General features: G+C 69.1%; 25 protein-coding genes. 8 read left to right on the forward strand and 17 right to left on the reverse strand.

Annotation, left to right across the window (positions count from 1 at the left end; genetic code table 11):
- Nucleotides 1-188 precede the first annotated feature (188 nt).
- The 4 genes from C7389_RS08605 to C7389_RS08620 form a co-directional block, all read right to left on the reverse strand.
- The gene (locus C7389_RS08605) at nt 189-1,556 is read right to left on the reverse strand and encodes a sigma-54-dependent transcriptional regulator (RefSeq protein WP_133590370.1); all 1,368 of its coding nucleotides are present in this window, start codon (nt 1,554-1,556) and stop codon (nt 189-191) included.
- Nucleotides 1,557-1,734: 178 nt separating this feature from the next.
- On the reverse strand, nt 1,735-3,288 hold the full coding sequence (locus tag C7389_RS08610; RefSeq protein ID WP_133590372.1) for a sensor histidine kinase: 1,554 nt from the start codon (nt 3,286-3,288) through the stop codon (nt 1,735-1,737).
- 3 nt (nt 3,289-3,291) lie between these two features.
- Nucleotides 3,292-3,549: a PP0621 family protein gene (locus C7389_RS08615; RefSeq protein WP_133590374.1), complete on the reverse strand. Its 258-nt coding sequence runs from the start codon at nt 3,547-3,549 to the stop codon at nt 3,292-3,294.
- 407 nt (nt 3,550-3,956) lie between these two features.
- On the reverse strand, nt 3,957-5,114 hold the full coding sequence (locus tag C7389_RS08620; RefSeq protein ID WP_133590376.1) for a pyridoxal phosphate-dependent aminotransferase: 1,158 nt from the start codon (nt 5,112-5,114) through the stop codon (nt 3,957-3,959).
- 306 nt (nt 5,115-5,420) lie between these two features.
- Here C7389_RS08620 and mtnA point away from each other — a divergent pair, with 306 nt between their 5' ends.
- From mtnA to C7389_RS08635, 3 genes are all read left to right on the forward strand, one after another.
- Nucleotides 5,421-6,500 (forward strand): S-methyl-5-thioribose-1-phosphate isomerase, encoded by a 1,080-nt coding sequence (mtnA, locus tag C7389_RS08625; protein WP_133590378.1) that lies wholly within the window; start codon nt 5,421-5,423, stop codon nt 6,498-6,500.
- A gap of 142 nt (nt 6,501-6,642) precedes the next feature.
- Nucleotides 6,643-7,299, forward strand: coding sequence for a class II aldolase/adducin family protein (locus C7389_RS08630; RefSeq protein WP_133590660.1), 657 nt, complete (start codon nt 6,643-6,645; stop codon nt 7,297-7,299).
- A 19-nt stretch (nt 7,300-7,318) separates the two neighbouring features.
- A complete protein-coding gene (locus C7389_RS08635) occupies nt 7,319-9,712 on the forward strand; it encodes a putative bifunctional diguanylate cyclase/phosphodiesterase (RefSeq protein ID WP_133590380.1) in 2,394 nt (797 codons plus the stop codon).
- Nucleotides 9,713-9,894: 182 nt separating this feature from the next.
- Here the strand turns inward: C7389_RS08635 and C7389_RS08640 are convergent, their stop codons facing one another.
- Together C7389_RS08640 and C7389_RS08645 are read right to left on the reverse strand one after the other, a co-directional pair.
- Nucleotides 9,895-10,767, reverse strand: a complete 873-nt coding sequence (locus C7389_RS08640) for an NAD(P)-dependent oxidoreductase (protein ID WP_133590382.1) — start codon at nt 10,765-10,767, stop codon at nt 9,895-9,897.
- The gene (locus C7389_RS08645) at nt 10,764-11,645 is read right to left on the reverse strand and encodes a 2-hydroxy-3-oxopropionate reductase (protein WP_133590384.1); all 882 of its coding nucleotides are present in this window, start codon (nt 11,643-11,645) and stop codon (nt 10,764-10,766) included. The genes C7389_RS08640 and C7389_RS08645 overlap by 4 nt, the downstream gene beginning before the upstream one ends.
- Before the next feature lie 82 nt (nt 11,646-11,727).
- Here C7389_RS08645 and ybiB point away from each other — a divergent pair, with 82 nt between their 5' ends.
- Entirely contained in the window at nt 11,728-12,648 is a 921-nt protein-coding gene (gene ybiB / locus C7389_RS08650; RefSeq protein WP_133590386.1) for a DNA-binding protein YbiB, read from the forward strand.
- Nucleotides 12,649-12,758: 110 nt separating this feature from the next.
- Here the strand turns inward: ybiB and modD are convergent, their stop codons facing one another.
- The 6 genes from modD to C7389_RS08680 all read right to left on the reverse strand — a co-directional run bounded on the left by modD (nt 12,759) and on the right by C7389_RS08680 (nt 16,460).
- The gene (gene modD, locus C7389_RS08655; RefSeq protein ID WP_133590388.1) at nt 12,759-13,607 is read right to left on the reverse strand and encodes a ModD protein; all 849 of its coding nucleotides are present in this window, start codon (nt 13,605-13,607) and stop codon (nt 12,759-12,761) included.
- A 61-nt stretch (nt 13,608-13,668) separates the two neighbouring features.
- A complete protein-coding gene (locus C7389_RS08660; protein ID WP_133590390.1) occupies nt 13,669-14,052 on the reverse strand; it encodes a NifB/NifX family molybdenum-iron cluster-binding protein in 384 nt (127 codons plus the stop codon).
- A 17-nt stretch (nt 14,053-14,069) separates the two neighbouring features.
- The gene (locus C7389_RS08665; protein WP_133590392.1) at nt 14,070-14,375 is read right to left on the reverse strand and encodes a nitrogen fixation protein NifZ; all 306 of its coding nucleotides are present in this window, start codon (nt 14,373-14,375) and stop codon (nt 14,070-14,072) included.
- Nucleotides 14,376-14,379: 4 nt separating this feature from the next.
- On the reverse strand, nt 14,380-14,706 hold the full coding sequence (locus tag C7389_RS08670) for a (2Fe-2S) ferredoxin domain-containing protein (RefSeq protein WP_133590394.1): 327 nt from the start codon (nt 14,704-14,706) through the stop codon (nt 14,380-14,382).
- A 237-nt stretch (nt 14,707-14,943) separates the two neighbouring features.
- The gene (locus C7389_RS08675) at nt 14,944-15,828 is read right to left on the reverse strand and encodes a pirin family protein (RefSeq protein WP_133590396.1); all 885 of its coding nucleotides are present in this window, start codon (nt 15,826-15,828) and stop codon (nt 14,944-14,946) included.
- A 32-nt stretch (nt 15,829-15,860) separates the two neighbouring features.
- Complete coding sequence (locus tag C7389_RS08680; protein WP_133590398.1) at nt 15,861-16,460, reverse strand: FMN-dependent NADH-azoreductase; 600 nt, start codon at nt 16,458-16,460, stop codon at nt 15,861-15,863.
- A gap of 100 nt (nt 16,461-16,560) precedes the next feature.
- On the opposite strand from C7389_RS08680, the gene C7389_RS08685 reads away from it, so the two are divergent.
- From C7389_RS08685 to C7389_RS08695, 3 genes are all read left to right on the forward strand, one after another.
- Entirely contained in the window at nt 16,561-17,466 is a 906-nt protein-coding gene (locus tag C7389_RS08685) for a LysR family transcriptional regulator (RefSeq protein ID WP_133590400.1), read from the forward strand.
- Nucleotides 17,467-17,596: 130 nt separating this feature from the next.
- Nucleotides 17,597-18,094: a disulfide bond formation protein B gene (locus C7389_RS08690; RefSeq protein ID WP_133590402.1), complete on the forward strand. Its 498-nt coding sequence runs from the start codon at nt 17,597-17,599 to the stop codon at nt 18,092-18,094.
- 206 nt (nt 18,095-18,300) lie between these two features.
- Nucleotides 18,301-18,840 (forward strand): hypothetical protein, encoded by a 540-nt coding sequence (locus tag C7389_RS08695; protein ID WP_133590403.1) that lies wholly within the window; start codon nt 18,301-18,303, stop codon nt 18,838-18,840.
- A 22-nt stretch (nt 18,841-18,862) separates the two neighbouring features.
- Here C7389_RS08695 and C7389_RS25415 read toward each other — a convergent pair whose 3' ends face one another.
- The 4 genes from C7389_RS25415 to C7389_RS08715 all read right to left on the reverse strand — a co-directional run bounded on the left by C7389_RS25415 (nt 18,863) and on the right by C7389_RS08715 (nt 21,561).
- The gene (locus C7389_RS25415) at nt 18,863-19,042 is read right to left on the reverse strand and encodes a hypothetical protein (protein ID WP_246034687.1); all 180 of its coding nucleotides are present in this window, start codon (nt 19,040-19,042) and stop codon (nt 18,863-18,865) included.
- A 213-nt stretch (nt 19,043-19,255) separates the two neighbouring features.
- A complete protein-coding gene (locus C7389_RS08705; protein WP_133590405.1) occupies nt 19,256-19,642 on the reverse strand; it encodes a sirohydrochlorin chelatase in 387 nt (128 codons plus the stop codon).
- Nucleotides 19,639-20,451 carry a tRNA threonylcarbamoyladenosine dehydratase gene (locus C7389_RS08710; RefSeq protein WP_133590406.1) on the reverse strand — a complete coding sequence of 271 codons (813 nt, stop codon included), beginning with the start codon at nt 20,449-20,451 and terminating at the stop codon, nt 19,639-19,641. The genes C7389_RS08705 and C7389_RS08710 overlap by 4 nt, the downstream gene beginning before the upstream one ends.
- 138 nt (nt 20,452-20,589) lie before the next feature.
- Nucleotides 20,590-21,561, reverse strand: coding sequence for an MBL fold metallo-hydrolase (locus tag C7389_RS08715; protein ID WP_133590408.1), 972 nt, complete (start codon nt 21,559-21,561; stop codon nt 20,590-20,592).
- Between the two features lie 159 nt (nt 21,562-21,720).
- Between C7389_RS08715 and C7389_RS08720 the strand changes: the two genes are divergently transcribed.
- The gene (locus C7389_RS08720; protein ID WP_133590410.1) at nt 21,721-22,863 is read left to right on the forward strand and encodes a MalY/PatB family protein; all 1,143 of its coding nucleotides are present in this window, start codon (nt 21,721-21,723) and stop codon (nt 22,861-22,863) included.
- Between the two features lie 60 nt (nt 22,864-22,923).
- Here the strand turns inward: C7389_RS08720 and C7389_RS08725 are convergent, their stop codons facing one another.
- The gene (locus C7389_RS08725; RefSeq protein ID WP_133590412.1) at nt 22,924-25,782 is read right to left on the reverse strand and encodes an EAL domain-containing protein; all 2,859 of its coding nucleotides are present in this window, start codon (nt 25,780-25,782) and stop codon (nt 22,924-22,926) included.
- Nucleotides 25,783-25,791 lie beyond the last annotated feature (9 nt).

The raw sequence follows: 25,791 nt of genomic DNA on the forward strand, positions 1-25,791 counted from the left end.
CCTTGTCGTTTTTGGAAAGGTAATCCGACGTACCTCATACAGAAAGCAATTGCTAGCGGACCATCCTTCTCACCTTTCCTATCAACAAGCAACGGAACCATCCATGCTCCTCGACGTTACAACCATGAAGCGTTAAAGCAGACCTAACACACCAGCACGCAATTCGTGCATTGGGCACCAATGCACTCCTACTCCATCCCCCACTTCTGCAACCGATACCGCAACTGCCTGAGCGTCATTCCCAGCCTTCTTGCTGCCGCTGAGCGATTCCAGCGGGTTTCATCCAAGGCCCGCAACACCCGGATGCGTTCATCATCGCTGTCGGCGTCGGCATCTTCATCCGCACCGAATGGCTCGAAGGCGCCGATTGAGTGCATCAAGCCTTCCGTGGGATGGAGCTCGATATCGCCAATGTCGATGCATTCCCCCTCACACAGCGCGCAGGCGCGCTCCAGCAGGTTCTCCAGCTCGCGGACGTTGCCCGGAAAGGGATGGGACGTCAGGGCGTCCAGCGCAGCGGGCGTGAGCGAGCGGACCGGGCTGCCGTCCCGCGCGGCCAGGCGCGCCAGCAGATGGGCGGCGAGTTCCGGAATGTCCTCGCGCCGCTCCCTCAGCGGCGGCACCCTTAGGGTGATGACGTTGATGCGGAAGTAGAGGTCCTGCCGGAAGAGGTTTTCGCTGACCAGTTGGGCGAGGTCGCGGTGGGAGGCGGAGAGGATGCGGACGTCCACCGCCTCCTCTCCGTGGGCGCCCACCGGGCGGACGGCGCGCTCCTGGATGGCGCGCAGCAGTTTGACCTGCATGGCCAGCGGCAGCTCGCCCACCTCGTCCAGGAACAGGGTGCCGCCGTTGGCGGCCTGGAACAGGCCCTCCTTGTCGGCCGTGGCGCCGGTGAAGCTGCCGCGGCGGTGGCCGAAGAATTCGCTCTCCATCAGTTCCGGCGAAATTGCGCCGCAGTTGACCGGAACGAAGGGCCCTTTCGCGCGTGCGCCCAGGCTGTGGATCAGGCGGGCGATGACTTCCTTGCCGGTGCCGGACTCGCCGTGAATGAACACCGGCGCCTGGTTGCGCGCGAGCTTCTCGATCTGGCCGCGTAGCTGCTCCACGGCGGGCGAGCTGCCGATGAAACTGCGCCCGCCTGCCGCCGCCACGCCCGCCTCGCCTCCCAGTTTCAGCGCGTGGCCGACCAGTTCCTTCAGCGCCTTCAGTTCGACCGGCTTGGTGACGAAGTCGAAGGCGCCCAGCTTGAGCGCCCGGATCGCGGTTTCCATGCTGCCGAAGGCGGTGATCACCGCGACCGGCAGGCCGGGCAGGTTGCCCTGGATGTGCTTCACCACGTCCAGTCCATCGCCATCGGGCAGGCGCATGTCGGTCAGGCACAGGCGGTAGCGGCGAGCCCCCAGCAGTTCCCTGGCCTCGGCCACCGAACCCGCCGTGTCGCAGCCCAGCCCCATGCGCAGCAGCGACAGTTCCAGCAGTTCGCGGATGTCTTCTTCATCGTCCACCACCAGTACTTCCGGGCCGGCGGGGCGGTTGCGTCGCTCTTGAATCGTCATGGTGTGGATGGCTGTGGCTGGCCCGGCGGAGCGCCCTGGGGCCTGGAGTTAGGAGTGCTTACGCCAGCTCGGGGAGATCGATGCGCGCTACGCGTGCAGCCCCGGAGCGGACACGAAAAAAGGATAGCCACCCGCCCTTGGCCGCCGCAAGCCGGCACCGCTCGCGGATGAAGCCGTCTCATGGTCGCGCCCGGCCAATGAGCAGAAAATGCGCGCCGCCCTCGCCGCCCACCAGTTCCAGCGTCGCGTCGTTGGCTTCGGCGAGTTCCCGGGCGATGTAGAGCCCGAGGCCGGTGCCCTTGGGATGGGTGGTGAAGAAGGGTTCGAAGAGATGGACGCGCACCTCGTCCGGCACGCCGGCGCCGTCGTCCCGCACATGCAGCCCGACCCGGCCGTCCGGAAAGGGCTCGGCGTACAAACGCACCGCCCCTTCGCCGCTGGAGCAGTAACGGCGGGCATTGGCGACCAGGTTGTCGAGGATCTGGTGCAGATGGGCACGGTCCAGCGCCAGGGTGACCTCCGGCGCCACTTCGATGCGATACACCGCCCGCTCCGCCTCGCCGGCGAGGCTGTGGGCAGCGATGAGCTCCTCGATGAAGGCCGCCAGCGGCACCGCCTCCGGCTCCGCCTGCTCACGCCGGCCCAGCGCCAGCACATCGCGGATCATGCGTTCGATGCGGCGGGCGTTGTCGTTGACGATGCGGGTCAGCCGCGCCTGCATCTCGGTGCGCTTTTCATCCTGCAGCAGTTCCGCGGCCTGGGTGATCGCGGACAGCGGGTTGCGGATCTCGTGCGCCATGCTGGCGGTGAGGCGGCCGAGGGCGGCGAGCTTGAGCTGCTGCAGCTTGCGCTGGATCTCCTCGAAGTCGGTGAGGTAGATCAGCGTATCGCCCTCGGCCGGCGTGCCCAGCTCGCCGCAGACCACCCGGCAGCGCAGCAGGCGCGCCGGCAGGCCCAGCCGCATCAGGCGGCCATCATCGCCGCACTCCACTGCGATGCCGGCGAAGACGGGATCGACATCGGCAAGCAGCAGGCCTTCCAGCGCGGACAAGCCCAGCAGCGCGGCCGCCCGGGGGTTGGCCTGGCGCACGCGGCCATCCGCACCCAGCACGATCACGCCATCCTGCATGTCGCGGATGATGCGTTCGTTCACCGACTGCTGCTTCGCCAGCTCCTCGCCCCGCTCCGCCGCCAGCGAGGCATTGGCCTTGGCCCGCAGCGCCAGCAGCCGGGAGACCACCGCGATGCCGAAGAAGCCCATGCAGACGATGCCGAGCTGCAGGAAATCCACCGGCTCGCGTCCGGCCAGCGTGCGCCAGGCGTTGTCGCCGAGCACCGCGACGGTGGTGAGCGCGGCGAAGAACAGCACCATGCGCCCTTCGGCCACCAGGCCGGCGCCCGCCAGCATGATCATCATCAGCACCGGCATGCCGCTGCGATAGCCGCCGCTGGCCCACATGATGAGGCTGAGGGCGACGACGTCGACGAGCAGTTGCAGGCGGATGACGCGCTCCACGCCGAGGCGCTCGAACAGATCGGGAAAGCCGAACGTGAGCACCAGCCCGAGGTAGGCCCAGGCGGTGGCGAGGTAGGCCGTTGGATAATCCGCGCCGAGGTTGAGTTGAGGCCCGGCGACGATGAAGAGCCCGGCGAGCACCAGGCGGAAGATGTTGAAGTAGCGCAGCGAGCGCCAGCGGGGCAGGTCGATGCCGGCGATGCCGGAACCGGTCACGCCTCAGTCCTCCCGCTTGCCCGCGCCCAGGCGCCGGTGCGCCTCGCAGCAGTAGAAGCGGCCCTGCTCGACCAGCCCTTCGCTCTCGGGCACGTGGATGCCGCAGTGGGCGCATTCCAGGATGCGCTCCGGCCCGGCGATGCCGCCGCGCTCGCGGCGGTTCTCCTGCGCGCCACGCCGCGCCGCGCCGATGGCGGCGAACTTGCGCCGGATCCACCAGACCGCGAACAGGACCAGCAGGAAGAGAAGCAGATTGCGCACGGTGGAGGCAGGCCCAGGCGAGCCGGATGGAAGGGTTGCGGGAAGCGGCGGAGTTTAGCATGCGGGCCGTATGCCCACTTCCGCCGGCGGGGGTATTACAGCCGCCGCGGCATGGAGCTACGGCGGCGCTTGTCGCGGTGGACGGCTCCCCCTCCCCCGCTGTGCATCAGGGACAGGGCTGCTGCCGGCAGCCCAGCTGACGCGCCCTGCGATGGCGGGGACGGGCTTGCCCTCGCCAAGGCGCCCGGCAGCGCCGGCCGTCAGTCGTCAGCCGGCCCTGATGGCTGGAGAAAGTCGCAGGGGGAGCCCCTGCCCCTGCGTGAGAGGGAACTGCTTTCGCGCTCGATCGCTGGCTCAACGACCTATTCAAACCGCAGCGCCGGCGAACAAGCCATCGGAGGCCGCCCTCACACCTTGCACAGCCGCTCGCAAGCCGCCGTCAGCGTGGCCTCGTTCTTGGCGAAGCAGAAGCGGATCACCCCCTCGTCGCGGCCGTCGGCGAAGAAGGCGGATACCGGAATGGCGGCCACGCCGACTTCGCGCGTCAGCCACTGGCAGAAATCCGCATCGCCCTGATCCGAAATGCGGCCGTAGCGCACCAGCTGGAAGTAGGTACCGGCGGAAGGCAGCAGCTCGAACCGCGAGCCGGCCAGCGCGTTGCGGAAGAAATCCCGCTTCTCCTGGTAGAAGCCGGCCAGCGCCAGATGCCGGCCGGCGTCGGCCATGTAGTCGGCGAGGGCCAGCTGCACCGGGGTATTCACCGAGAACACGTTGAACTGGTGCACCTTGCGGAACTCCGCCATCAGCTCGCGCGGCGCCACCACATAGCCCACCTTCCAGCCGGTGACGTGATAGGTCTTGCCGAAGCTGGAGACGATGATGCTGCGCACCGCCAGCTCCGGGTGGCGGGCGCAGCTCTGGTGGGCGACCCCGTCGAACACGATGTGCTCGTAGACCTCGTCCGACAGCACCACGATGCCGGTGCCGCGGGTCAGCGCCGCCAGCCGCTCCATGTCCTCCGCCGTCCACACGGTGGCGGTGGGGTTGTGCGGCGAGTTGATCATGATCATGCGGGTGCGCGGACCGATGGCCGCCGCCATCGCGTTCCAGTCCGGCCGGTAGTCCGGCGCCGAAAGGCGGATGGGCACGATGGTGCCGCCGGCCAGTTCGATCGCCGGGCCGTAGGCGTCGTACACCGGCTCGAACACGATCACCTCGTCGCCGGGGCGCACGCAGGCGGTCACCGCGGTGAACAAGGCCTGGGTGGCGCCGGCGGTAACGGTGACTTCGGCATCCACGTCGTATGCCGTGCCGTACAGGGCGGCGATCTTGTCCGCGATGGCCTGGCGCAGCGCCGGCATTCCGGTCATCGGCGCATACTGGTTGTGGCCGGCGCGCATCCAGTGCGCAACACGCTCGAACAGCGCGTCCTCGGCGTTGAAGTCGGGAAAGCCCTGGGACAGGTTGATCGCCCCGCACTCCTGCGCCAGCTTCGACATCACCGTGAAGATGGTGGTACCGACGTGCGGCAGGCGGGAAACGATGGGCGCGGGAAAGCTGGGCATGGCGTTACGACACAGGCGGGAAAAGAGCGCCATTGTCGCAGAGCGACGGCAAGGGGCAAGGCCGCCGCCTTCCCGTCACCCAACCCGCTGCCCGAGAACGGTCGATTCCACTTTGGCAAGATGCGACCGCCATGGCCACTGCCGGCCCGGGCCGCAAGCGGACGCCGGCGCTTGCGGTGATGGCGCAGCGCTGGCACATTCTCGGGCCACGAAAACGATATATCTCCGGAGACAGGCTGGCCGTCGTGCGCGACCACGCGCCGGCGCCGACCACGCAGGCCGCCTTGTGCCGGAATCCACGCCTCCATGTTTGTTCAGCCCGTACCCACCCTGTGCCGACATGGCGACGGGGTCCTGATCCTCGACCAGACTGCACTTCCTTACCGGCAAGCCTGGGTCGAACTGCAGGACGTCGCCGGCGCGGCCCACGCCATCCGCAGCATGCAGGTACGCGGCGCACCGCTGATCGGCGCCACCGCCGCCTTCGGTGTCGCCCTGGCGCTGAAGGAAGCGGCCGACGACGACACGCTGGAGGCTGCCCTGCGCCTGCTCGGCGCCACCCGGCCCACCGCGGTGAACCTGCACTGGGCACTGGCCCGCATGGCGGCCAGGCTGCGGCCGCTGCCGCCGGCACAACGGCGTGAGGCCGCCTGGGCGGAAGCGGAAGCCATCTGCGCCGACGACGCCGCCACCTGCCAGGCCATAGGCGAGCACGGCCTCGCCCTGCTGCGCCAGGCCAGCGGCCGGCCGGGACGCACGCTCACCGTGATGACCCACTGCAACGCGGGCTGGCTGGCCACGCTGGGCGCAGGCACCGCGCTGGCGCCGGTGTATGCCGCCCAGGCCGCCGGCCTGCCGGTACATGTGCTGGTCAGCGAAACCCGGCCGCGCAACCAGGGGCTTCTCACCGCCTGGGAACTGCGTGAAGCGGGCGTACCGCACACGCTGATCGCCGACAACGCCGCCGGCCTGCTGCTTGCCCGGGGCGAAGTGGACCTGGTGATCACCGGTGCCGACCGCATCGCCGCCAATGGCGACACCGCCAACAAGGTCGGCACCTATCTGAAAGCTCTCGCCGCCAGGGCCGCCGACGTGCCCTTCTACATTGCGGCGCCGTATTCCACGCTGGATTTCGCCTGCGCCGATGGCGCCGCCATCCCGATCGAGCACCGCGGCGCCGGGGAAGTGAGCAGCCTGCGCGGCCTGGACGAGAACGGCCAGGAGCGGACGCTGCAGCTGGCGCCGGCCGACACTGCGGCGCTCAACCCGGCGTTCGACCTCACCCCAGCCGCGCTCATCACCGCCATCATCACCGAGCGCGGTGCCATCGCCCCGCAGGAGTTGGCGAGCCGCTACACCGACCGCGCAGCCCCGGAGGCCGCATGAGCGGCTGCCGAAAGCCATCGGAGGAAAACGGGCCACTGCCGAAGGCCGTGGGTCGGCTGATGGCGCTCCACGCCTGTGCAGGCGGCCGGCGCGGCGAGGCCGGCGTACTGGAGTGCAGCGATGGAGGACCGGTCCGGTGAGCATGCAAGCCGTCCTGCGCGGCCAGTTGCTCGCCACCGCCCGCGCAATGAGCGCGGCCCGGCTCAACGTCGGCACCTCCGGCAACGCCAGCGTCCGCCTGGCCGGCGGCGGCTTCCTGGTCACCCCCAGCGGCATGGCCGCGGAGGTCTGTGGCGACGACGACCTGGTGGAGATCACCGCCGCCGGCGAGGCCCGCGGCAGCCGCGCGCCCTCCTCCGAATGGCTGCTCCATCGCGACATCTTCGCCGCCTTTCCCGCCGCCGGCGCGGTGCTGCATGCCCACCCCCCGTTCGCCACCGCGCTGGCCTGTCAGCGGCGGGACATCCCCCCCTTCCACTACATGATCGCCCGCTTCGGCGGCAGCACGGTGCGCTGCTCCAGCTACGCCACCTTCGGCACCCAGGCCCTGTCCGACGCCGCCATCGCCGCGCTGCAGGAGCGCTGCGCCTGCCTGCTCGGCAACCACGGCATGGTGGTCTGGGGACGCGATCTGGATCACGCCCTGGCCTTGGCCGTGGAGCTGGAAACCCTGTGCGAGCAGTACTGGCGCACCTGCCAGTTGGGCGCACCGGTATTGCTGTCGGAGGAGGAGATGGCCGACGTGGTAGAGCGCTTCCGCTGGTACGGCCGCCCGAGAGCGCCGGGCAGCGAGGGCTGAGGCCCGCCGCCATCCGCCGATGACACACCCCGCCCTCTCCCGCCTGGTCGCCACCGCCTGCCACCTCGCCCTGCCCGCGGCCCTGTTCGTGCTGGTGTGGACCGGCATCGACTACTTCCGCGACCGCGCGCTGGAGATGGAGCAGACCCACACCTGGTCGCGCTTCCAGCAGCTGGCAGCGCAGGAAATCGCCCGCCTGCGGCGGGAATTCCAGGCCCCGGCGATTCAGGCCGGCGGCGAGGAAGGCCGGCGGGAGATTGCCCGCCTGCTGGCCGACCGCAGCGATGCGCTGGACATCGGCCTGGAGATCATCGAGATCGCCAACGGCCGGCCGACGCCGCTGTACCAGGACCCGGGCCTGCGCCCGGCGCCCATGGTGTACGCGGAAGCGATAGACGGCGGCGAGCGCAGCTGGCTGGTGGAAGCCTCGCCGTTGCCAGGCCACTACGCGCTGGAGCCCAGCCCCTCGGTACAGGCGCTGCAGGTGGGCGCCCCGCTGCTGGGCCTGCTCGCCGCCGCCCTCGCCTTCGTCCTGCAGAGCCGCAACCGCGCCATCCGCCGGCAGGTGGCGCGCCAGACCGCCGCGCTGGAGCAGGCCAATCGCGAGCTCGCCCGCAGCAACGCCGCGATGGGCGCGGAGGTGGACCAGCGCATGCGCTCCGAAGCCGCGCTGCGCAAGAACGGGGCGCTGCAGAGCGCGATCCTGGACTGCTCCGAGTACGCCATCATTTCGACCGACGCCAAGGGCCTGATCCAGCTCTTCAACCCGGCCGCCGAGCGCATCTTCGGCTGGCCGGCGACGGAGGTCATCGGCCACCTCACGCTGCAGGCCTTCTACCCGGACGACGACATGGCGCGGCTGGAAAGCCGCTACGACACCAAGGGCTTCCCCAGCCTGGTGGCGGAGAGCCGCGGCAGCCGCATCGTCGAGCCGCACGAGCTGACGCTGCAGCGGCGCGATGGCAGCCGCTTTCCCGCCAGCCTGTCGATCTCGCCGCTGCAGGCGGACGGCCACCTGCTCGGCTATCTCGGCATCGTCGCCGACGTCTCCCACCGCAAGGCGGCAGAGCTGCGCATCCGCTTCCTCGCCCACTACGACGCCCTCACTGAACTGCCCAACCGCAGCCTGCTCAACCTGCGCCTCACCGAGGCGCTGGACACCTGCCGCCGCCGCGGCGAACGGCTGGCCTTGCTGTTCCTGGACCTCGACCGCTTCAAATACGTGAACGATTCGCTCGGCCACCACGCCGGCGACCTGCTGCTGCAGGCGGTGTCCCAGCGCTTCATGACCTGCGTGCGCGGCGAGGACACGGTGGCGCGCATGGGTGGCGACGAGTTCGTCATCCTGCTGCCGGCACTGGAATCGCGGAACGAGGCGGCGGAGGTCGCCGAGCGGGTGCTGCAGGCCCTGCGCCGGCCCTTCGACGTGCGCGGCCAGCAGCTCACCATCACCCCCAGCATCGGCATCGCCCTCTATCCGGACGATGGTCCGGACGAAGAAACGCTGATCAAGCACGCCGACGCCGCCATGTACTCCGCCAAGGAGGAAGGCCGCAACGGCTTCCGCTTCTACACCCGCCAGCTCTCCAGCCACGTTTCCGAGCGGCTGGTGATCGAGAACCAGTTGCGCCAGGCGCTGGAACAACAGGCCTTCGTGCTGCACTACCAGCCGCAGGTGGATGTGGCCAGCGGCGAAATCGTCGGCATGGAGGCCCTGCTGCGCTGGAACAGCCCGGAGCGCGGGCTGGTGCCGCCGGACCGCTTCATCCCCATCGCCGAGGACAGCGGCCTCATCGTGCCGATAGGCGAATGGGTGCTGCGCGCCGCCTGCGCCCAGGCCCAGGCCTGGCGGACAGCCGGCCTGCTGGAAGCGCCGGTGGCGGTCAACCTCTCCGCCCGCCAGTTCGACCAGAGCAAGCTGCCGGAACTGATCGCCCAGGTGCTGGAGGAAACCGGCCTGCCGGCGCGGCTGCTGGAGCTGGAGCTGACCGAAAGCCTGGTGATGCGCGACCCCGAGCGCAGCTCCGACATCCTCAACCGCTGCAAGGCATTGGGGCTGCAGATCGCGGTGGACGACTTCGGCACCGGCTACTCCAGCCTCGCCTACCTGCGCCGCTTCCCCATAGACCGGCTGAAGATCGACCGCTCCTTCATCAAGGACATCGTCGAAGAGCCGGACGACGCCGCCATCGCCCGCACCGTGGTCGCCATGGCCCACAGCCTGCGTCTGGCCGTGGTGGCCGAGGGCGTGGAGAGCGTGGCGCAGTTGCGGCTGCTGCGCGAATGGCAGTGCGACATCTACCAGGGCTTCCTCTCCAGCCGGCCGCTGCCGGGCGAGGAGATCAGCGCGCTGCTGGCCGGCCTGCGCGCCGCGCATCTGGTCGGCCTGCCGCTGCCGGTGGAGCCGGCCTGAGGTCACGCTCGGCGCGGATGAGCCTGCCCGGCCGCGGCTGGCGCTCGCCGCCTTACTCCCTCTTCGTCGCGGGAGAGCGCCAGGCAGAGGGGGCGCACCGCGAGGGGCGGCTACGTTCCGGTTCGACGTAGCGCGCTCTTCGTCTCCCTGGCCCGCGTCCCAAGAAGGGCTTCAAGAAGGACTCAAGTCCCGCCGGCCAACTCCAGCACCCGCAGCAGGCTGGCGGTGTCATCCTGTCCCCAGCCCAGCGCCATCAGCGCGTTGAGCTGCTGCCACACTTGCGCCGCGATCGGCAGCGGCACGCCGAGGCGATGCGCCTCTCCCAGCAGGATGCCGAAGTCCTTGTGGTGCAGCCACGCCTCCACGCCGGCGGAGAAATCCCGCGACACCATGCGCCCGCCCATCACCTCCAGCATGCGCGAGGCCGCCGAGCCGCCCATCAACGCCTGGCGTACCACAGCGACATCCAATCCGTGGGCGGCGGCGAGCCGCATGGCCTCGGCGCAGGCCTCTATGGCGGACACCATGACCATCTGGTTGCAGGCCTTGGCCACTTGGCCGGCGCCGGCCGGGCCCACATGCACCACTCGGCTGCCCAGCGTCGCCAGCAATGGCTGCACCCGGGCGAGCACCGCCGCTTCGCCGCCGGCCATGATGGCCAGCGTGGCCGCCTGCGCGCCCGCCGCGCCGCCGGAAACCGGCGCATCCAGCCAGTCCACGCCCAGCCCGGCGTAGCGCCCGGCCAGTTCGCGCGCGACCGTGGGCGAGGTGGTGCTCATGTCCACATGCACGCCGCCGCGGCGGAAACCTTCGGCGAGGCCGTTCCCGCCGAAGGCCACCTCGATCACATCGGCGCCGGTGGTGACGATGGAGAACACCACCTCGCTGCGCGCCGCCAGCTCGGCCGGTGTGGCGCACACCGCGGCTCCGGCCCGGGCCGCCTCGGCCGCCGCTTCCGGCCGCCGCGCCCACACCGCCAGCTCGTGCCCGGCGGCGATCAGGTGGCCCAGCATCGGCCGCCCCATCGCCCCCAGGCCGACGAAGCCCAGCTTCATTCGCCGGCCCCGCCGCTCATGCGCTCCAGCAGCTTGAGCACGCCGATGGAGTCGTCCTCGCCCAGGCCGCTGCCCACCATGGCGTTGAACATCTGCGCGGTGGCCGCCGCCGCCGGCAGGGCGAGGCCGAGGCGATGCGCTTCTTCCATGACGATGCGCATGTCCTTCTGGTGCATCCAGGCCTTGAAGCCGGGCTTGAAGTTGCGGTCCAGCATGCGCTGGCCGTGGTTCTCCAGCACCCGCGAATAGGCGAAGCCACCGAGCAAGGCCTCGCGCACCCGGCCTGCGTCCACGCCGCTGCGGGTGGCGAAATTCAGCGCCTCGGCCACCGCCGCCACGCCCACGCCGGTCAGGATCTGGTTGCAGGCCTTGGCCACCTGGCCGGCGCCGGAGTCGCCGATGCGGGTCACCGACTTGCCCATGGCCTCGAATAGCGGCTTCACTTTGTCGAAGGCGGCCTGCTCGCCGCCCACCATGATGGTCAGCGTGGCGGCGATGGCGCCCACCTCGCCGCCGGACACCGGCGCGTCCAGCATGGCAATGCCCTTCTCCGCCATGCGCGCCGCCACCGCCTGCGCCGCGGCCGGCGCGATGGTGCTCATGTCCACGTGCACCAGCCCCGGCCGCGCGCCTTCGGCCACGCCGCCGGCACCCAGCGCCACCTGCTCCACGTCCGGCGCATCGGCCACCATGGAGATGGTCACCTCCACCAGCGCCGCCACCTCGGCCGCGCTGGCGTGGCCCTGGGCACCGGCTTCCAGCAGCGGCGCCATGGATTCCTGGCGGCGGGTCCACACATGCACCTTGTGGCCGGCCTTGAGCAGATTGAGGGCCATGGGGCGGCCCATCAGGCCGAGTCCGATGAATCCGACTTCCATTGGGATTGCACTCCTTGCGAGGGATGGGAGGCCACCGCGCACGCGGCTACCGCGGGCGCGCCGCCGGGCGGATAATGCGGCCATGACTTACGCCCCAATCATCAAGGAAATCGCCCGTGGCGCCAAGGGCGCGCGGCCTCTGGACGTGGCCGCCGCGGCCGCGCTTTTCGGCGACATCCTGGACGGCAAGGTGCCGGACCTGGAGCTGGGAGCCATCCTGATCGCACTGCGGGTGAAGAGCGAATCGCTGCACGAACTGCTGGGCTTCAAACAGGCGATGGACGCGCGCACCGCCCAGGTCGCCGTGCCGCCCGGCCCGCGTTGCGTGGTGCTGCCGACCTACAACGGCGCCCGCCGCCAGCCCAACCTGATGCCGCTGGTGGCGCTGCTGCTGGCGCGCGAAGGCGTGCCGGTGCTGATCCAGGGCCGGCACGACTTCGAATCCCGCGTCAGCCCCTTCGAGTTGCTGTCCGCCCTCGGCCTGGAGCGCGCGGCGGACGCAGTCGCCGCTTCCGCACAGCTTGCCGAGCACCGCCTCGCCTGCATCGGCGTCGAACAACTGCTGCCGGGGCTGGACCGCCTGCTGGCGTTGCGCACCCGCTTCGGCCTGCGCGGCAGCGGCCACATCATGGCCAAGCTGCTGGACCCGGCGCGCGGACGCAGCGTGCGGGTGGTAGCGGTGACGCACCCGGAGTACCTCGAGCGCATGGACGCCTTCCTGCGTGCCGACGCCGGGCCGGCAATGCTGCTGCGCGGTACCGAGGGGGAGATCTACGCCAACCCCCGCCGCTGCCCGACGCTCGCCGTGTACGAACACGGTGAAGGCCGGATCGCCGTGGAAGGCGAGGAAGGCGGCGCGCCGCCGCTGGCCGGCCTGCCGGACAATCCCTCCATTGCCGACAACGTGCGCCTGATCCAGGCGGTGCTCGCCGGCGAGCAGCCGGTGCCCGGCCCCATCCAGGCGCAGGTGGCGGCCCTGGCGGCCCTGGCGAAGGCGCCGTGAACGAAGAAGGGGAAGCGGCTCCGCTCCCCCCGTTTCATGCGCCCGGCAGTTCGGCTCCGCCACGCCAGGGATGGCAGCCAGCTCCTGGCCCTGCATGACGACGGGGCCGGCTACATATCCCCGAAGAACTGCACCTTGACGTCCCGCGGCGGCGCCGAGAAGGGCGCCGAACTGACCAGCAGATCCGCCCCCGCCGCGACATAGGCCTCGGCGTTGTCCGCCTTCACACCACCGGCGGCGGCGAGCAGGCAAGGCAGCTGGCGCACATCCAGCGCGGCGCGGCACTCGGCAACCCGGTCCGGCGGGAATTTCTCGGTCTGCACTACATGGGCGCCGGCCTGCGCCCAGGCCAGCGCCTCGTCCACCGTGCCGACCTCGACCACCACCTTCTTCTCCGGCTCCGCCGCCCGCAGGCGCGCCACCGTCACCGCCGGCGACTCGTCCAGGTACAGCCGATGCTCCGGGAAGACCAGCAGGGTCTCCGAAAGGCCCAGCCGGTGCATGGTGGCACCGGCGCAGCGCACCGCCTTCACCGACAGCGCCTTGGTGCCGGGAACCGTCTTGCGGGTGCAGGCCACCGGCACCCGCTTGCCCTTGTGCTGGGCCGCCTGGACGATGGCCGCGGCCACGCTGGCGATGCCGCTGGCCCACTCCACCAGCACCTGGGCGGTCTTCCAGGTGCGGTGCAGCACCTCCGCGCTGCCGTCCACGGTGAGGATGGGCGCCTGGAAGGACAGGCTTTCACCCGAGCGGGCTTCGAGCCGCACCCGCGCGCCGTTGAGTTCGAACAGGCGGGCGGCCTCCTCCACGCTACAGACCGTCATCGGCCCACGGGCGCAGAAGCTCAGCCGCGCCGGCCGCGCGCCGATGCGCAGGCTGTCGGTGGTGAGATCGCCGCAGGGCACGTCGTCGGCAAGCAGGGCCGCCAACTCTTGATCGCTCAGAACCGGATGACGCATGGAAGCCCTACTCCTGGTTGGTCGGCACTGCCCACCGTGGAGGAAAGTCAGCGGCTGGAGCTCAGTGCCGGGAAAAGAGATCGCGCAGTGCGCACAGCGCCCGTGTCGGATCGAAGCGGGTGTCCGCCAGCGCCTCGCCTGCGATCAACTTTTCCAGCGCCGCCTGCGGCTCGCTCTCGCCGGTCAGCAACACTTCCGCGCCGCGCTTGGCCATGTGGCGCAGGAAGCCGTCGCCGGCGCTGCCCGCCACCACCAGGTCGACGCCATCCAGCGGATGCGGGCCGACGTCGTCAAAGTAGTGGAAAAGCTGCGCCTTCTCCAGCGTGATGCGCGCGGGCACCGGCAGCGGGCAGCCGGGCGCGCAATCGTAGATGAGCCATTCGCGCGTCTTGCCCGCATGCCCGGACACTTCCAGGAACTCGCGGGTGGCGACCGCGATGCGCATGCGCCCTTCCAGCTTGCTCAGGATAGAACCGGCGCCGCGGCGCCGGCCTCCCGGCCGATCTCCTCGACGAAGCAGCCCACCGGTGGCCCGAGCACGCCGTCCGCCGCTTCGAAGCGGACGACGAACACCTCCACATCCAGCACTTCCTCGATGTGCCCCACTTTCACCACCACGCCGCGGGTGCCGGCCGCGGCCAGCAACTCGCCCTCGGGCACGCCCGGCAGGCTGCCGTCGTTGTGGATGTCGTCCACCGCGAACACGATGGTGCCGGGCGGGTAGGTCGGCTCGCCCGACAGGGCTTCTGGCTGAATTGGCGTTTCCATGTCCTTACCCCCAGATTTCCGCAGGCACTTTCAGGCGCTCGACCGGCGCGCCGCCGATCAGGTGCTCGTCGATGATGGCGCTCACGTCGCCGACGGCCACGCCGCCGTACATCACCGCGTCCGGATAGACCAGCACGCTGGGCCCGCTCATGCAGGGGCCGAGGCAGCCGGTGTTGGTCACCGCGAAGTCATTCCACAGGTTGCGCGCCTGGAAGGCTTCCTGGAAAGCCTGGAAGACATCCATGCAGCCCTTCTGCTGACAGGAGCCGCGGGGATGGCCGGGCGGGCGCCCCTGGACGCAGACGAGTACGTGCTTCTTCGGCTTGGGCATGGCTAGGCTCCTGGAGGGAAAGATTTCCCCCTTCGAAGCAAGCCGGATGCCATCCGTTTTTCATCACCAATTCAATCGCTTGCGGGAACGGGGCTGTCGCTTTTGCGACAAGCTCCGGCCGGGATGGCAGCCGGGGCCGGGATACGACAATCGCCCCTCCTCCACCGCCCCTGAAAAAGCGGCGCCCCGCGTGCCTTGAAGCATCGCGGGGCGCCGTTGGCCGGGGCGGTCGGCGAATCAGCCGCCGAAACGTCCGTCGCGGAAATCCGCCAGGGCTTCGTAGATCTGCTGTTCGGTGTTCATCACGAAGGGACCGTACTGGGCGATGGGCTCGTTCAACGGCCGGCCGGCGATGAGCAGCAGGCGCGCCCCCTCGGCGCCCGCTTCGACCACCACACCGTCCCGGTCCGCCGCGTTCCCCAACACCGCCATCCGCCGCTCGCCGATCTCCCGCCCGGCGACGGTGAGCGCGCCGCGATAGACGTAGAGGAAGGCATTGTGCCCGGCCGGCAGCCGCTGGGCGAAACGGCCGCCCACCGGCAGTTGCAGGTCCAGGTAGAGCGGCTGGGTGCCCTCGCGGCTCACCGCCCCCTCCACGCCGTGGCTGGCACCGGCGATGACGGTTACCTCGGCGCCATCGTCGGTCGTGAAGGCGGGCAGGTCGGCGGCGGAGAAGTCGCGGTACCAAGGGTCCCTCATCTTGTCCCCGGCCGGCAGGTTCAGCCACAGCTGGAAGCCTTCCATCAGGCCATCCTCCTGCTCCGGCAACTCGGAGTGGATCACCCCTCGCCCGGCCGTCATCCATTGCACGCCGCCGTTCTGCAGCAGCCCTTCATGGCCGGCGCTGTCGCGGTGCCTCAAGCGGCCGGCGATCATGTAAGTCACCGTTTCGAAGCCGCGGTGCGGATGATCCGGAAAGCCGGCGATGTAGTCATCCGGATCATCGCTGCGAAAGGCATCCAGCATCAGGAAAGGGTCCAGCCGGCGCTGCAGCGGCTGGGTAAGCACCCGGGTGAGCTTCACCCCGGCGCCGTCCGAGGTGGCCTGCCCGGCCACCAGGCGCTCCACCTCGCGGGAGCGATTCACCGTGTCGGGCCGCATCGTCTCTGTCGTGGTCGTCATGATGGTCTCCTGTTCAGGGGTGCGACACGGGTTCAGGCGAAGGCGGCGTCCATGTCCGCTTCCGCCTCGGCAAAGGCCTGGACCGCTGCCTCTTCACCCAGCGCCAGCCCTTCGGCGTAGATGAAGCTGACGTCTGTCATGCCAAGGAAAGCCAGCACGGTCTTGAGGTAGGGCACCTGGCTGTCGGCCGGGGTGTCGCGATAGCGGCCGCCGCGGGCCAGCGCCACATATACCTTCTTGCCCTTCAGCAGGCCTTCCACACCGTTCTCGGTATAGCGGAAGGTGACGCGGGCGCGAGCAATGGCGTCGATCCAGTTCTTCAACTGCACCGGCACTCCGAAGTTGTACATCGGCACCCCCAGCACTACGGTATCCGCGGCCTGGATCTCGGCGATCAGCGCATCATCCAGCGCCACCCGCGCGGCCTGCTCGGCGCTGCGCTGCTCGGCCGGCGTGAAGAGCGCGCCCAGCGCGGCCTCGTCCAGCACCGGATGGGGGTTGGCGGCCAGATCGCGGACCGTGAGGCTGGCATCCGGATTCGCCGCGCGCAGGCGGGCGACGATGCGCTCGGCGACACGGGTGGAATTGGCTCCGACGCTGCGGGCGCTGGCATTGATTTGCAGGATGTTCATTTTGCTCTCCTTGTTCGGGTGGGGGGTGCTGCATGGAGCACACTTTATTACTCACCACCGAAAGGATAAATCCGCCATATCGGATAACATTGACTCAAAAATGGAACAATACGACGCCAACGACCTCCTGATATTTGCCCGTGTGGCCGAAGCCGGCAGCTTCACCCGCGCCGCCGAAAGGCTGGAGCTGCCCAAGTCCACCGTTTCCCGCCGCATCGGCCTGCTGGAGGAGCGGCTGGGCGAACGCCTGCTCCAGCGCACCACCCGGCGCCTCAACCTCACCGAGTTCGGCCACAGCCTGCTGGAGCATGCCCGCCAGGTAGCGGCGGAGGTGGATGCGGTCGCGGCGCTAGCGGAGCACCGGCAGGCCCGGCCCAGCGGACGGCTGCGCGTCTCCATGCCCAGCGACTTCGCCAACCTGCTACTGGTGGACATGCTGGCCGCCTTCGTCGCCCTGCATCCGGGGGTCACGCTGGAACTGGATCTGTCGCCGCGGCGGGTGGACCTGCTGGGCGAGAATTTCGACCTCGCCCTGCGCATGGGCGATCTGCCGGACGACGCCAACCTGGCCGCCCGCCGCATCGCCATCTATCCCTCCGGGCTGTATGCCTCGCCCAACTACCTCGCCACCCGCGGTGCGCCGGCAACGCCAGAAGCGCTGGCGAGCCACGACTGCCTGCACCTCCTCGGCCGCAATGGCGAACCGGCGCCCTGGTGCCTGCGCCGCGGCGACCATGAATGGACGGGCACGCCGCCCGGCCGCAGCATCGCCAATTCGCCGGAACTACTGATCCGCCTGGCGCGCGCCGGCGCCGGCATCGTTGCCGTGCCCGAGTACTTCGCCCAACCCCACGTACGACGGGACGAATTGCGCCGCATCCTGCCCGAGTGGAACCTGCCCTCGGCCACCGCCTGGGCCGTGTTCCCCGGACGCCGGCTGATGCCAACCAAGACGCGCGCCTTCCTCGACATGCTGGGGACCGCGCTGAGCCCCGTACGGGACTAATCCCGCGTCCGCGCCGGGAACTTTCCCATCCGCCACACGCACGAAATGCGCTCGCCGCCGGCTGGCGCTAGCATCTCGACTTCGGCGCCCACTAGCCCCAGCCCCTTCTCATCTCTTACCTACGCCCCTCATGCCTGCCACCTTCCTGCCTTACCCACGCGGCCCCTTCCTCGCCCTCTTCCTCGTCTGCCTCGGCCTGCTGGGCTTCGGGCTCTACCTCCAGCACGCCGTCGGCTTGCAGCCCTGCCCGATGTGCATCATGCAGCGCTATGCCTTCGTCGCCATTGCGCTGGTGTCGCTCATCGCCGGCATTCACGGACCGGCTCGGCCAGGCCGCAAGGTCTACATCGCACTGATCCTGATCGCCGCCCTCGCCGGCGCCGGGGTTGCCGCCAGGCAGAGCTGGATACAACTCTATCCGCCCGAATTCGCCGAGTGCGGCCCCGACCTGGCTTATATGCTGGACAGCTTCCCCCTCGCCGAGTCCCTGCCGATGATCTTTGGCGGCTCGGGCGACTGCAGCGTGGTGGACTGGACCTTCCTCAGCCTCTCCATCGCCAACTGGTCCCTGCTCTGCCTGCTGGGCATCGCGGCAGTGGCGGTGCATCAACTACTGCGGCGCCGCTGAGTTTTTCCTCACGCTTTCCTTACGTCTTTACCGCATCGCAGCATGCCTTTCTGGCGTGCGCTCGCCGTACGCCGGACGATAGCGACCACCCAGCCAATACCCACGTTGGCAGAAATGGAATCCATTGCTATTGTTGGGGCGCAGATACCGGTATTGCATCGAACAGGAACGCCGCACACAGCGACGTCCGCGCGAGGAGAGCCATCATGTATGAGCAATCGAATGCGAGCCGGGGTGTGCCCTCCTGGTTCAAGGGCAGCGCGGAAGACTACCGCCAGTTGGAAAAGCTGCATTTCGACATGCGCGTACGGGAGAACGCCCGCCGCCGGGCATTCGCCTCAAGGTTGAGCGTCTATCTGCTGGTCATCCTCGGGCTGGTGACTGCCGTGGGGCGCTTTGCCCTCGCCGAAGGCGAAGGCGTTACCGAAACCACTTCTGTTCCGGTTTTTCCTTTCCTCGTATTGACAGCCACCGTGGTGCTGTTCGAACTGGTGCGCTTTCTCGAGCGGCATGTGTTCGATCTGGAAGTGAATTTGCGCTTTGCACCATTGGCGCAGGAGTGTGTTCGCCGGGGGGAGGTGGACGAGAACCAACCGCTGCTGCCCTACACCAACGAGGCGCCGCTGCATGCCGAGCTACTACGTTTTGCCCGCGCCCGGCGCGAGAACCGGCGCCTGCTGCCTGCCCTGTTCCGTGCCGGCTTCACCCTGGGCGGTCACCTGCCGCGCAGGCCGGGGAAATATTGAACGCCGCGCGGCTCCGCCCGGTTCAGCCCAGTACGCGGACGATGGCGCCGCCGATCTCGTAGATGCCATCGCCAACCGCGTGGCAACGCTTCACCTGCAGGCGGGTCACCAGCGGCGGACGGTCGAGCTGGGCGCCGGGCGAGGCAACGGCCACCTCGATCACCTCCAGTTCCCCGGGCACATAGGCCGCACGTATCGTCATTCCGCCAACACTGATTTCCACGCACTCGGCCGCCACCACCTCGCCGTTGGGCAAAAAGATGGACGCGGAACAACCGAGGGGAATGCGCCGGTCCAGCCGACGATCCGGAGGAGTGGAGCGAGCATTCATTGGCAACCCCGCAGATGACGATGCCCGATTGTAGCCGGCCTGCCCCGCCGGGAATCGCGGACATATGCCCGCATTCGGGCGAAATCAGCGCGAAGGCGTGCGCGCGCAGGCGCAGGCGTAATCCGCGATAGCCGCCACGACAGGCTCCGCCTCACCCACAGCCTGCTCCAGCTTGAACTCCACCTGCGGATGACGGGCCGCAAGTTCCGCCAGGAGCGCCGGCAGATCGCGCTTCAGATGGCCCCCTTGTGCCAGGAATACCGGCAGGATCACCAGGCGCTGGCAGCCGCCGGCGATCAAGGCCTCTGCCGCCTCCGCTAGCGAGGGGGACATCAACTCCAGGAAGGCCAGCGTTACCTCCAGCTCCGGCGCGAGCGCTCGCATACGTTCGCGCATGCGTTGCATCGGCCCGGCCCAGGCGGGATCGCGCGCGCCATGCCCGAACAGGATCACGCCCTGGCGCCCGCTCATGGCTGCGGCTCCTGTTCCACCAACCGACCCAGCACCCGAGCCGCGGCGAACAGGCCCACGCTGGCGGTCATCGCCACGCTGGAACCATAGCCGGCGCAGGCCAGCCCCTGCGGCGCCTGGCCGGGAGCACAGGCGGCAATGGGATAGCGCAGCGGCTCCACCGAATACACCGCTTCGATTCCGAACTTGCGCCGGGGGTCACGTGGAAATCCGTGGTTCTTGCGAAGCGCGGCCCTCACCTTGGCAAGCAGGGGATCCTGTTCGGTGCGGGCGAGGTCGTCGACGCGGATGCGTGTCGGATCCGCCTTCCCCCCTGCCCCACCGGCCATCACCAGCCGCAGGCCGTGGGCGCGGCACACCGCGGCGATCGCGACCTTGGCACGCACGTTGTCGATCGCGTCCACCACATGGTCCATGCCTTGCAGCAGCCCGGCCGCATTCTCCGGCGTCAGGAAATCTTCCACCTGGACGACCCGGGCAGCCGGATTGATCTCGGCAATGCGCTCCGCCATCGCCTGCACCTTGGGCTGGCCCAGCGTTCCGTCCAATGCGTGGATCTGGCGATTGATGTTGGACTCGGCGACGTTGTCCAGATCGACCAGGGTCAGACGGCCCACACCGCTGCGCGCCAGTGCTTCCGCCACCCAGGAGCCGACGCCGCCTATGCCAACGACACAGACATGACTCTGCGCCAACCGCTCCACCGCCCCCACGCCATAGAGGCGGTCCAGTCCGCCGAAGCGGCGAGCGGGATCAGCCTCTCCCGCAAGGGAAGGCAGGGAACGTTCGGGAGCAAGCGGGAGCGACATGGGAGACAGGCGGGAACGGGAGATCCGAGCGATCTTACTCCACCCCCGAGCCTCCACCGAGTCCTGCAGTCGGCGGCCGGTGCCGCGCGCGACCGGCAGGAGCCAGGCACGGCGCCCGAACTCTCCGCGGCCGGATGATCAGACGATCTCTGCCGCCGGCAAACGGGCCTTCTGGCTGTCCAGCCAGACGCCCAGCCCCTGCGCATTCAGCTCCAGGTCGTCGCGCAGCAACTCCAGCACCGCATCCTCCGCCAGCAGCCAGCCCTGCCGCTCCGACTCTTCCCGCACGATCTGCTCCAGGCCGGCGAGGATTTCCACATGGCGCGCCACGCCATCTCCGCGAGCGGCCCTTGCCACCGCGACCTGGGTGTCGATGAGGCGGTGCAGGTCGTCCGCCAGTCGCGGGATGTCGGTCACCCGGCTGTAGTGGGTCAGGAACATGGCCTGCGGCGAACGCGACAGCATGCGGTTTACCGATGCATGCAGCGCGTTCGGATCAAACTGGGTAGGCGTGGTGCTGGGGAAGATGAAAGCGCGGCCATCGACGTCCAGCTCGCGGTAGGAAAGGCCGAAGGTATCGCCGGCGAAGAAGGAGTGCGCCTGCGCATCCCAGATGGCGATGTGATGGCGCGCGTGCCCCGGCGTTTCCAGCACTTCGAAGACGCGCCCCGCCAATTCCAGCGCCTGCCCCTCCACCGCGGCGACGATGCGCGCTTCCTCCACCGGCACCAGGCGGCCATACAGCGAGAAGGCGCGCTCCGCCCCATACACCGCGGCGGTTCCCTGCCACAGCCGGGTGGGGTCGACCATGTGCGGAACGCCCCGCGGATGGACCAGCAGCCTGGCCCGGGGCAGCGCGCACATCAGGCTGCCGGCACCGCCTGCGTGGTCCAGGTGAACATGGGTCAGCATTACCCATTCGACCGCGTCCGGCGCCACGCCCAGGCCGGCCAGGGCAGCCAATACCCGTGGCACCGATGCGTTGCAGCCGGTATCCACCACCGCAGCGCGACCACGGTGGACGATGATGTGGATGGCGGCAAGCAGTGGCCGGCCGTAACCGGAGTCCACTGTATAGATGCCGTCGGGATGCGCACAGAGATCATGCACGATTGCCTTCCTCCCTCCTTCGAACTGTTTTGCCCGATTCTATCCGAGTAACAAAAAGCGCTCCCCGGCCACGCTGCCCAAGGGGCGGAATGCGCCGGCCGGCGGACAGGGGACGTTAAACTGTGCGCCCCTATCGCCACCGCCGCCCCGGTTCCCGCCATGGATTTCGATTTCGACCGACAACCTGACCGCCGTACCGTTCCCGGCGAGAAGTGGGGCCGCTATGCCGGTCGTGACGTCCTTCCGCTGTGGGTGGCGGACATGGACTTCACTGCGCCGCCTGCCGTGCTGGAGGCGCTGCGGGCGCGGCTGGACCACGGCATTTTCGGCTACACCGATGCCTGGCCCTCGCTGACGGAAGCGGTCACCACCGGCCTCGCTCGCGACCATGCGTGGCAGATCGAGCCGGAATGGCTGATTTGGCTGCCGGGCGTGGTCACCGGCTTCAACCTCGCCTGCCGCGCCGTCGGCCAGCCGGGGGACAGCGTGTTCACCGCCACGCCGGTCTATCCCCCCTTCCTGTCAGCACCGGACAACAGCGAGCGCCGGCTGATCACCGCACCGCTGATCGAAGGCCCGACCCGCTGGGAGTGGGACAGGCTGGCGACCGAGCAAGCGCTGGCAGGAGACACCCGCCTGTTCATGCTATGCAGCCCGCACAACCCGGTGGGCCGGGTGTTCGACCAGGAAGAGTTGCAGTGGCTGGCCGACCTCGCCGAACGCCGGGACCTGGTGGTCTGCAGCGACGAGATCCATTGCGGCCTCGTGCTGGACGAGGACAAGCCGCATGTTCCGCTGGCCGCGCTCAATCCGGAGATCGCCCGCCGCAGCATCACGCTGATGGCGCCCTCCAAGACCTGGAACATCCCTGCGCTCTATTGCGCCTTCGCCATCATTCCGGACGCCGGCCTGCGGTCCCGCTACCGGCGGGCAATGCGCGGCATCGTGCCGCATGTGAACGTGCTGGGGCTGGTGGCCACCGAAGCGGCCTATCGAGACGGCGGCGCCTGGCGCAGCGCGCTGCTCGACTACCTGCGCGGCAACCGCGAACGGGTGATGGAGGCGGTGGCGGCCATGCCGGGCCTGCGCACCAACCGGCCGGAGGCGACCTATCTCGCCTGGCTGGATTGTCGCGACAGCGGCCTGGCAGATCCGGCGGCCTTCTTCGAGGCCGCGGGCGTCGGCCTGTCCGACGGCCGCCCCTTCGGGCTGCCCGGCTTCCTGCGGCTCAACTTCGGTTGCCCGCGGGCGACGCTGGATGAGGCGCTGGCGCGGATGCGGCGGGCCTTGGACGCACGCTGACGCGGGGCGGCTCGCCGCCGGGCCGCCCTCCCGGCGGCGCAGGGCGGCGCAACCGCGAGATCAGCGGTGGCGGAGGAAACGCGCCTCGAACTCCGCCGCCGGCACCGGCGGGCTGCAGAGGTAGCCCTGGTAGGCGCCACAGCCCAGCGTCGCCAGCAGCGCAAGCTGGGAGGCGGTTTCCACCCCTTCCGCCTGCACGCTGATCTCCAGGGCCCTCGCCATGGCGACCACCGCGGCGGCAATCGCGAGGTCGTTGCGGTCATCGGCCAGGTCCTTGACGAAGCTGCGGTCGATCTTGAGTTTGTCGATGGCGAAGCGCTTGAGGTAGGCGAGGCTGGAATAGCCGGTGCCGAAGTCGTCGATGGCCAGCCGCAGGCCCAGCTCCTTCAGGCGATCCAGCATTGCCGCCGCCCGCTCGCCCTGATCCATCAGGTTGCTCTCGGTGATCTCCAGTTCCAGCCGCCCGGCCGGCAGGCCGGTTTCCTCCAGCACTTCGCGCAGCATGGCGCCCACATCCTGGCGCTTGAACTGGGCCGCGGACAGGTTGACCGCCATCGAACCGAAAGCAAGGCCGGCGGAAATCCAGGCCTGCGCCTGGCGACAGGCCTCGCGCAGCACCCATTCGCCCAGCGGCAGGATGAGGCCGGTTTCCTCGGCGATGGGAATGAATTCCGCCGGCGAGATCATCGCCTCCCCCGCCGGCTGCCAGCGCACCAGCGCCTCGGCGCCCAGCAGGCGACCGTCGGCCACCGACAGCACCGGCTGATAGAAGACAACGAATTCCGCCTGCGCCAGCGCCCGGCGCAGGCGGGTTTCCAGGTCCAGGCGCTGGCTGGCATAGCGGGTCAGGTCTTCGGTGTAGAAGCCGTAGGTGTTGCGGCCCTGGCTCTTGGCCCGGTACATCGCCGCATCCGCGTTGCGCACCAGCTCCATGAATTCCCAGCCATCGTCCGGATACAGGCTGATGCCGACGCTGACGTGGATGAACACCTCGTGGCCGGACGAAAGGGAGAAAGGCTCGGCCAGCTCCTCGATCAGGTTCTGCGCCACGACGGCTGCATCCCCGGGCGTCTCCACCTGCTCCAGCAGCACCATGAACTCGTCGCCGCCCAGACGGCCCAGGGTGTCCTCATCGCGCAGCCGGCGGCGCAGGCGGCCGGCCACCTCGCACAGCAGCTCATCGCCCACCGAATGGCCGAGGCTGTCGTTTACCGTCTTGAAGCGGTCGAGGTCGAGAAACATCACCGCCACCCGCTTGCCGCGGCGCTGGGCGACCTCCAAGGCATGCTCCAGGCGCGAGAGCACCAGCAGGCGGTTGGGCAGATCGGTGAGCGGGTCGTGATGGGCGAGGTAATCCAGCCTGGCCTCGGTCTGCTTGAGCTTGCTGATGTCGGTGAACACGCCGACGTAGTGGCTGACTTCCCCCGCCTCGTTGCGCACCGCGTTCAGGGTGAGCCACTCCGGATACAGCTCGCCGTTGCGGCGGCGGTTCCACAACTCGCCCTGCCAGTAGCCGGTTGCGGTCAGTGCCGCCCACATCGCCTGGTAGTAGTTGCGGTCGTGACGGCCGGATTGAAGGAAGCGCGGATTGCGGCCGATGACTTCATCCCGCTCATAGCCGGTGACAACCGTGAAAGCCCGATTGACCGAGACGATGCGTCCTTCGAGGTCGGTGATGAGCACGCCATCGTGGGTGCTCTCTATCACCGCTGCGTTCAGCCTCAAGCGCTCGGTGGCGATGCGCTGCTCGCTGATGTCGCTCCACACGCCGACGATGCGCCGGGGCGCCCCTTCGCTGTCCCGCACCAGCCTGCCTTCATCCCGCAGCCACATCGTCTCGCCGTCGCTGCGAAGGAAGCGGTACTCGCGCACGCGCTGGTCGCCGGCGTGCAAGTCCACCGGCAAGGTGCCCGCCAGCGTCTGCTCGGCTGGGTGCAGACAGCTCGCCCACCACCCCGGCCGCAGCGCAGCGGCCGTCTCGTGACCGGTGAGGCGGGCCAGGTTGTCGCTGATCCAGGTGAGCTGCCAGGTGCCATCGCGCAACTCCATCGTGTAATTCACCGACGGGCTGGTGGCGAGCACTTCCTGCAGACGCTCGCTGGTCCGGCGCAACGCTGCGCGCTCGCGCATAAGCTCGGCCTCACGGAACACCTTGTCCAGCACCAGCGGCAGTTCGTGCAGATAGCTGTCGTGCTTCACCAGGTAGTCGGACACGCCCAGGCGCAGCGCCTGGGCGGCGATCTCTTCGCTACCCTGGCCGGTGACCATGACGATGGGCAGGTCCAGCCCGCGCTCCTCGCGCAGCACCTTGGTGATGTCCAGCGCGTTCATGCCGGGCAACAGGAAATCGAGCAGCACCACGTCGTAATCGCAGGACAGCCCCGGAGCGGTCGGCAGCTTGGCGAGGACTTCATCCGCGGTCGCCACATTGTGGATGCGCAGATGGGGCGCGCTCTGCAGGAGGTGCCGCCGGGTGAGGTCGATGTCGAAACGGTGGTGCTCGGCGTAGAGCACCCGGATAGGCCGGCTGCGATGGGCCTGCTCGGCGCGCGAGCGGTTCAGCGCCACCTCCAGCGTGCGCGGCAGTCGCTCCAGGTAGTCGCCATCCTTGACCAGGTAGTCGTCCGCTCCCGCCTTCAGGGCCGCCACAGCGGCGCCCTGGTCGCCCGAGCCGGTGAGCACCACGAAGGCCAGCGGCAGCCGCTGCTCCCGCACCCAGTTCAACAGGTCCATGCCGCTGCCGTCGGGCAGGGCAAGGTCGGCCACCACCACGTCGTAGCCGGACTCCAGCTTGAGCCGCTCCATGCCGCGCGCCACGCTGCTCGCCAGTTCGAGCACCGCGGCGGGCATGCCGCGCCCAAGCCCCCGGCAGACCAGATCGGCATCGACCGGATTGTCTTCGACGTAAAGGACTTTCATCCGTACCCT

It is taken from the genome of Azoarcus indigens (genome assembly GCF_004361735.1).
In the GTDB taxonomy this organism is placed as follows: domain Bacteria; phylum Pseudomonadota; class Gammaproteobacteria; order Burkholderiales; family Rhodocyclaceae; genus Azoarcus; species Azoarcus indigens.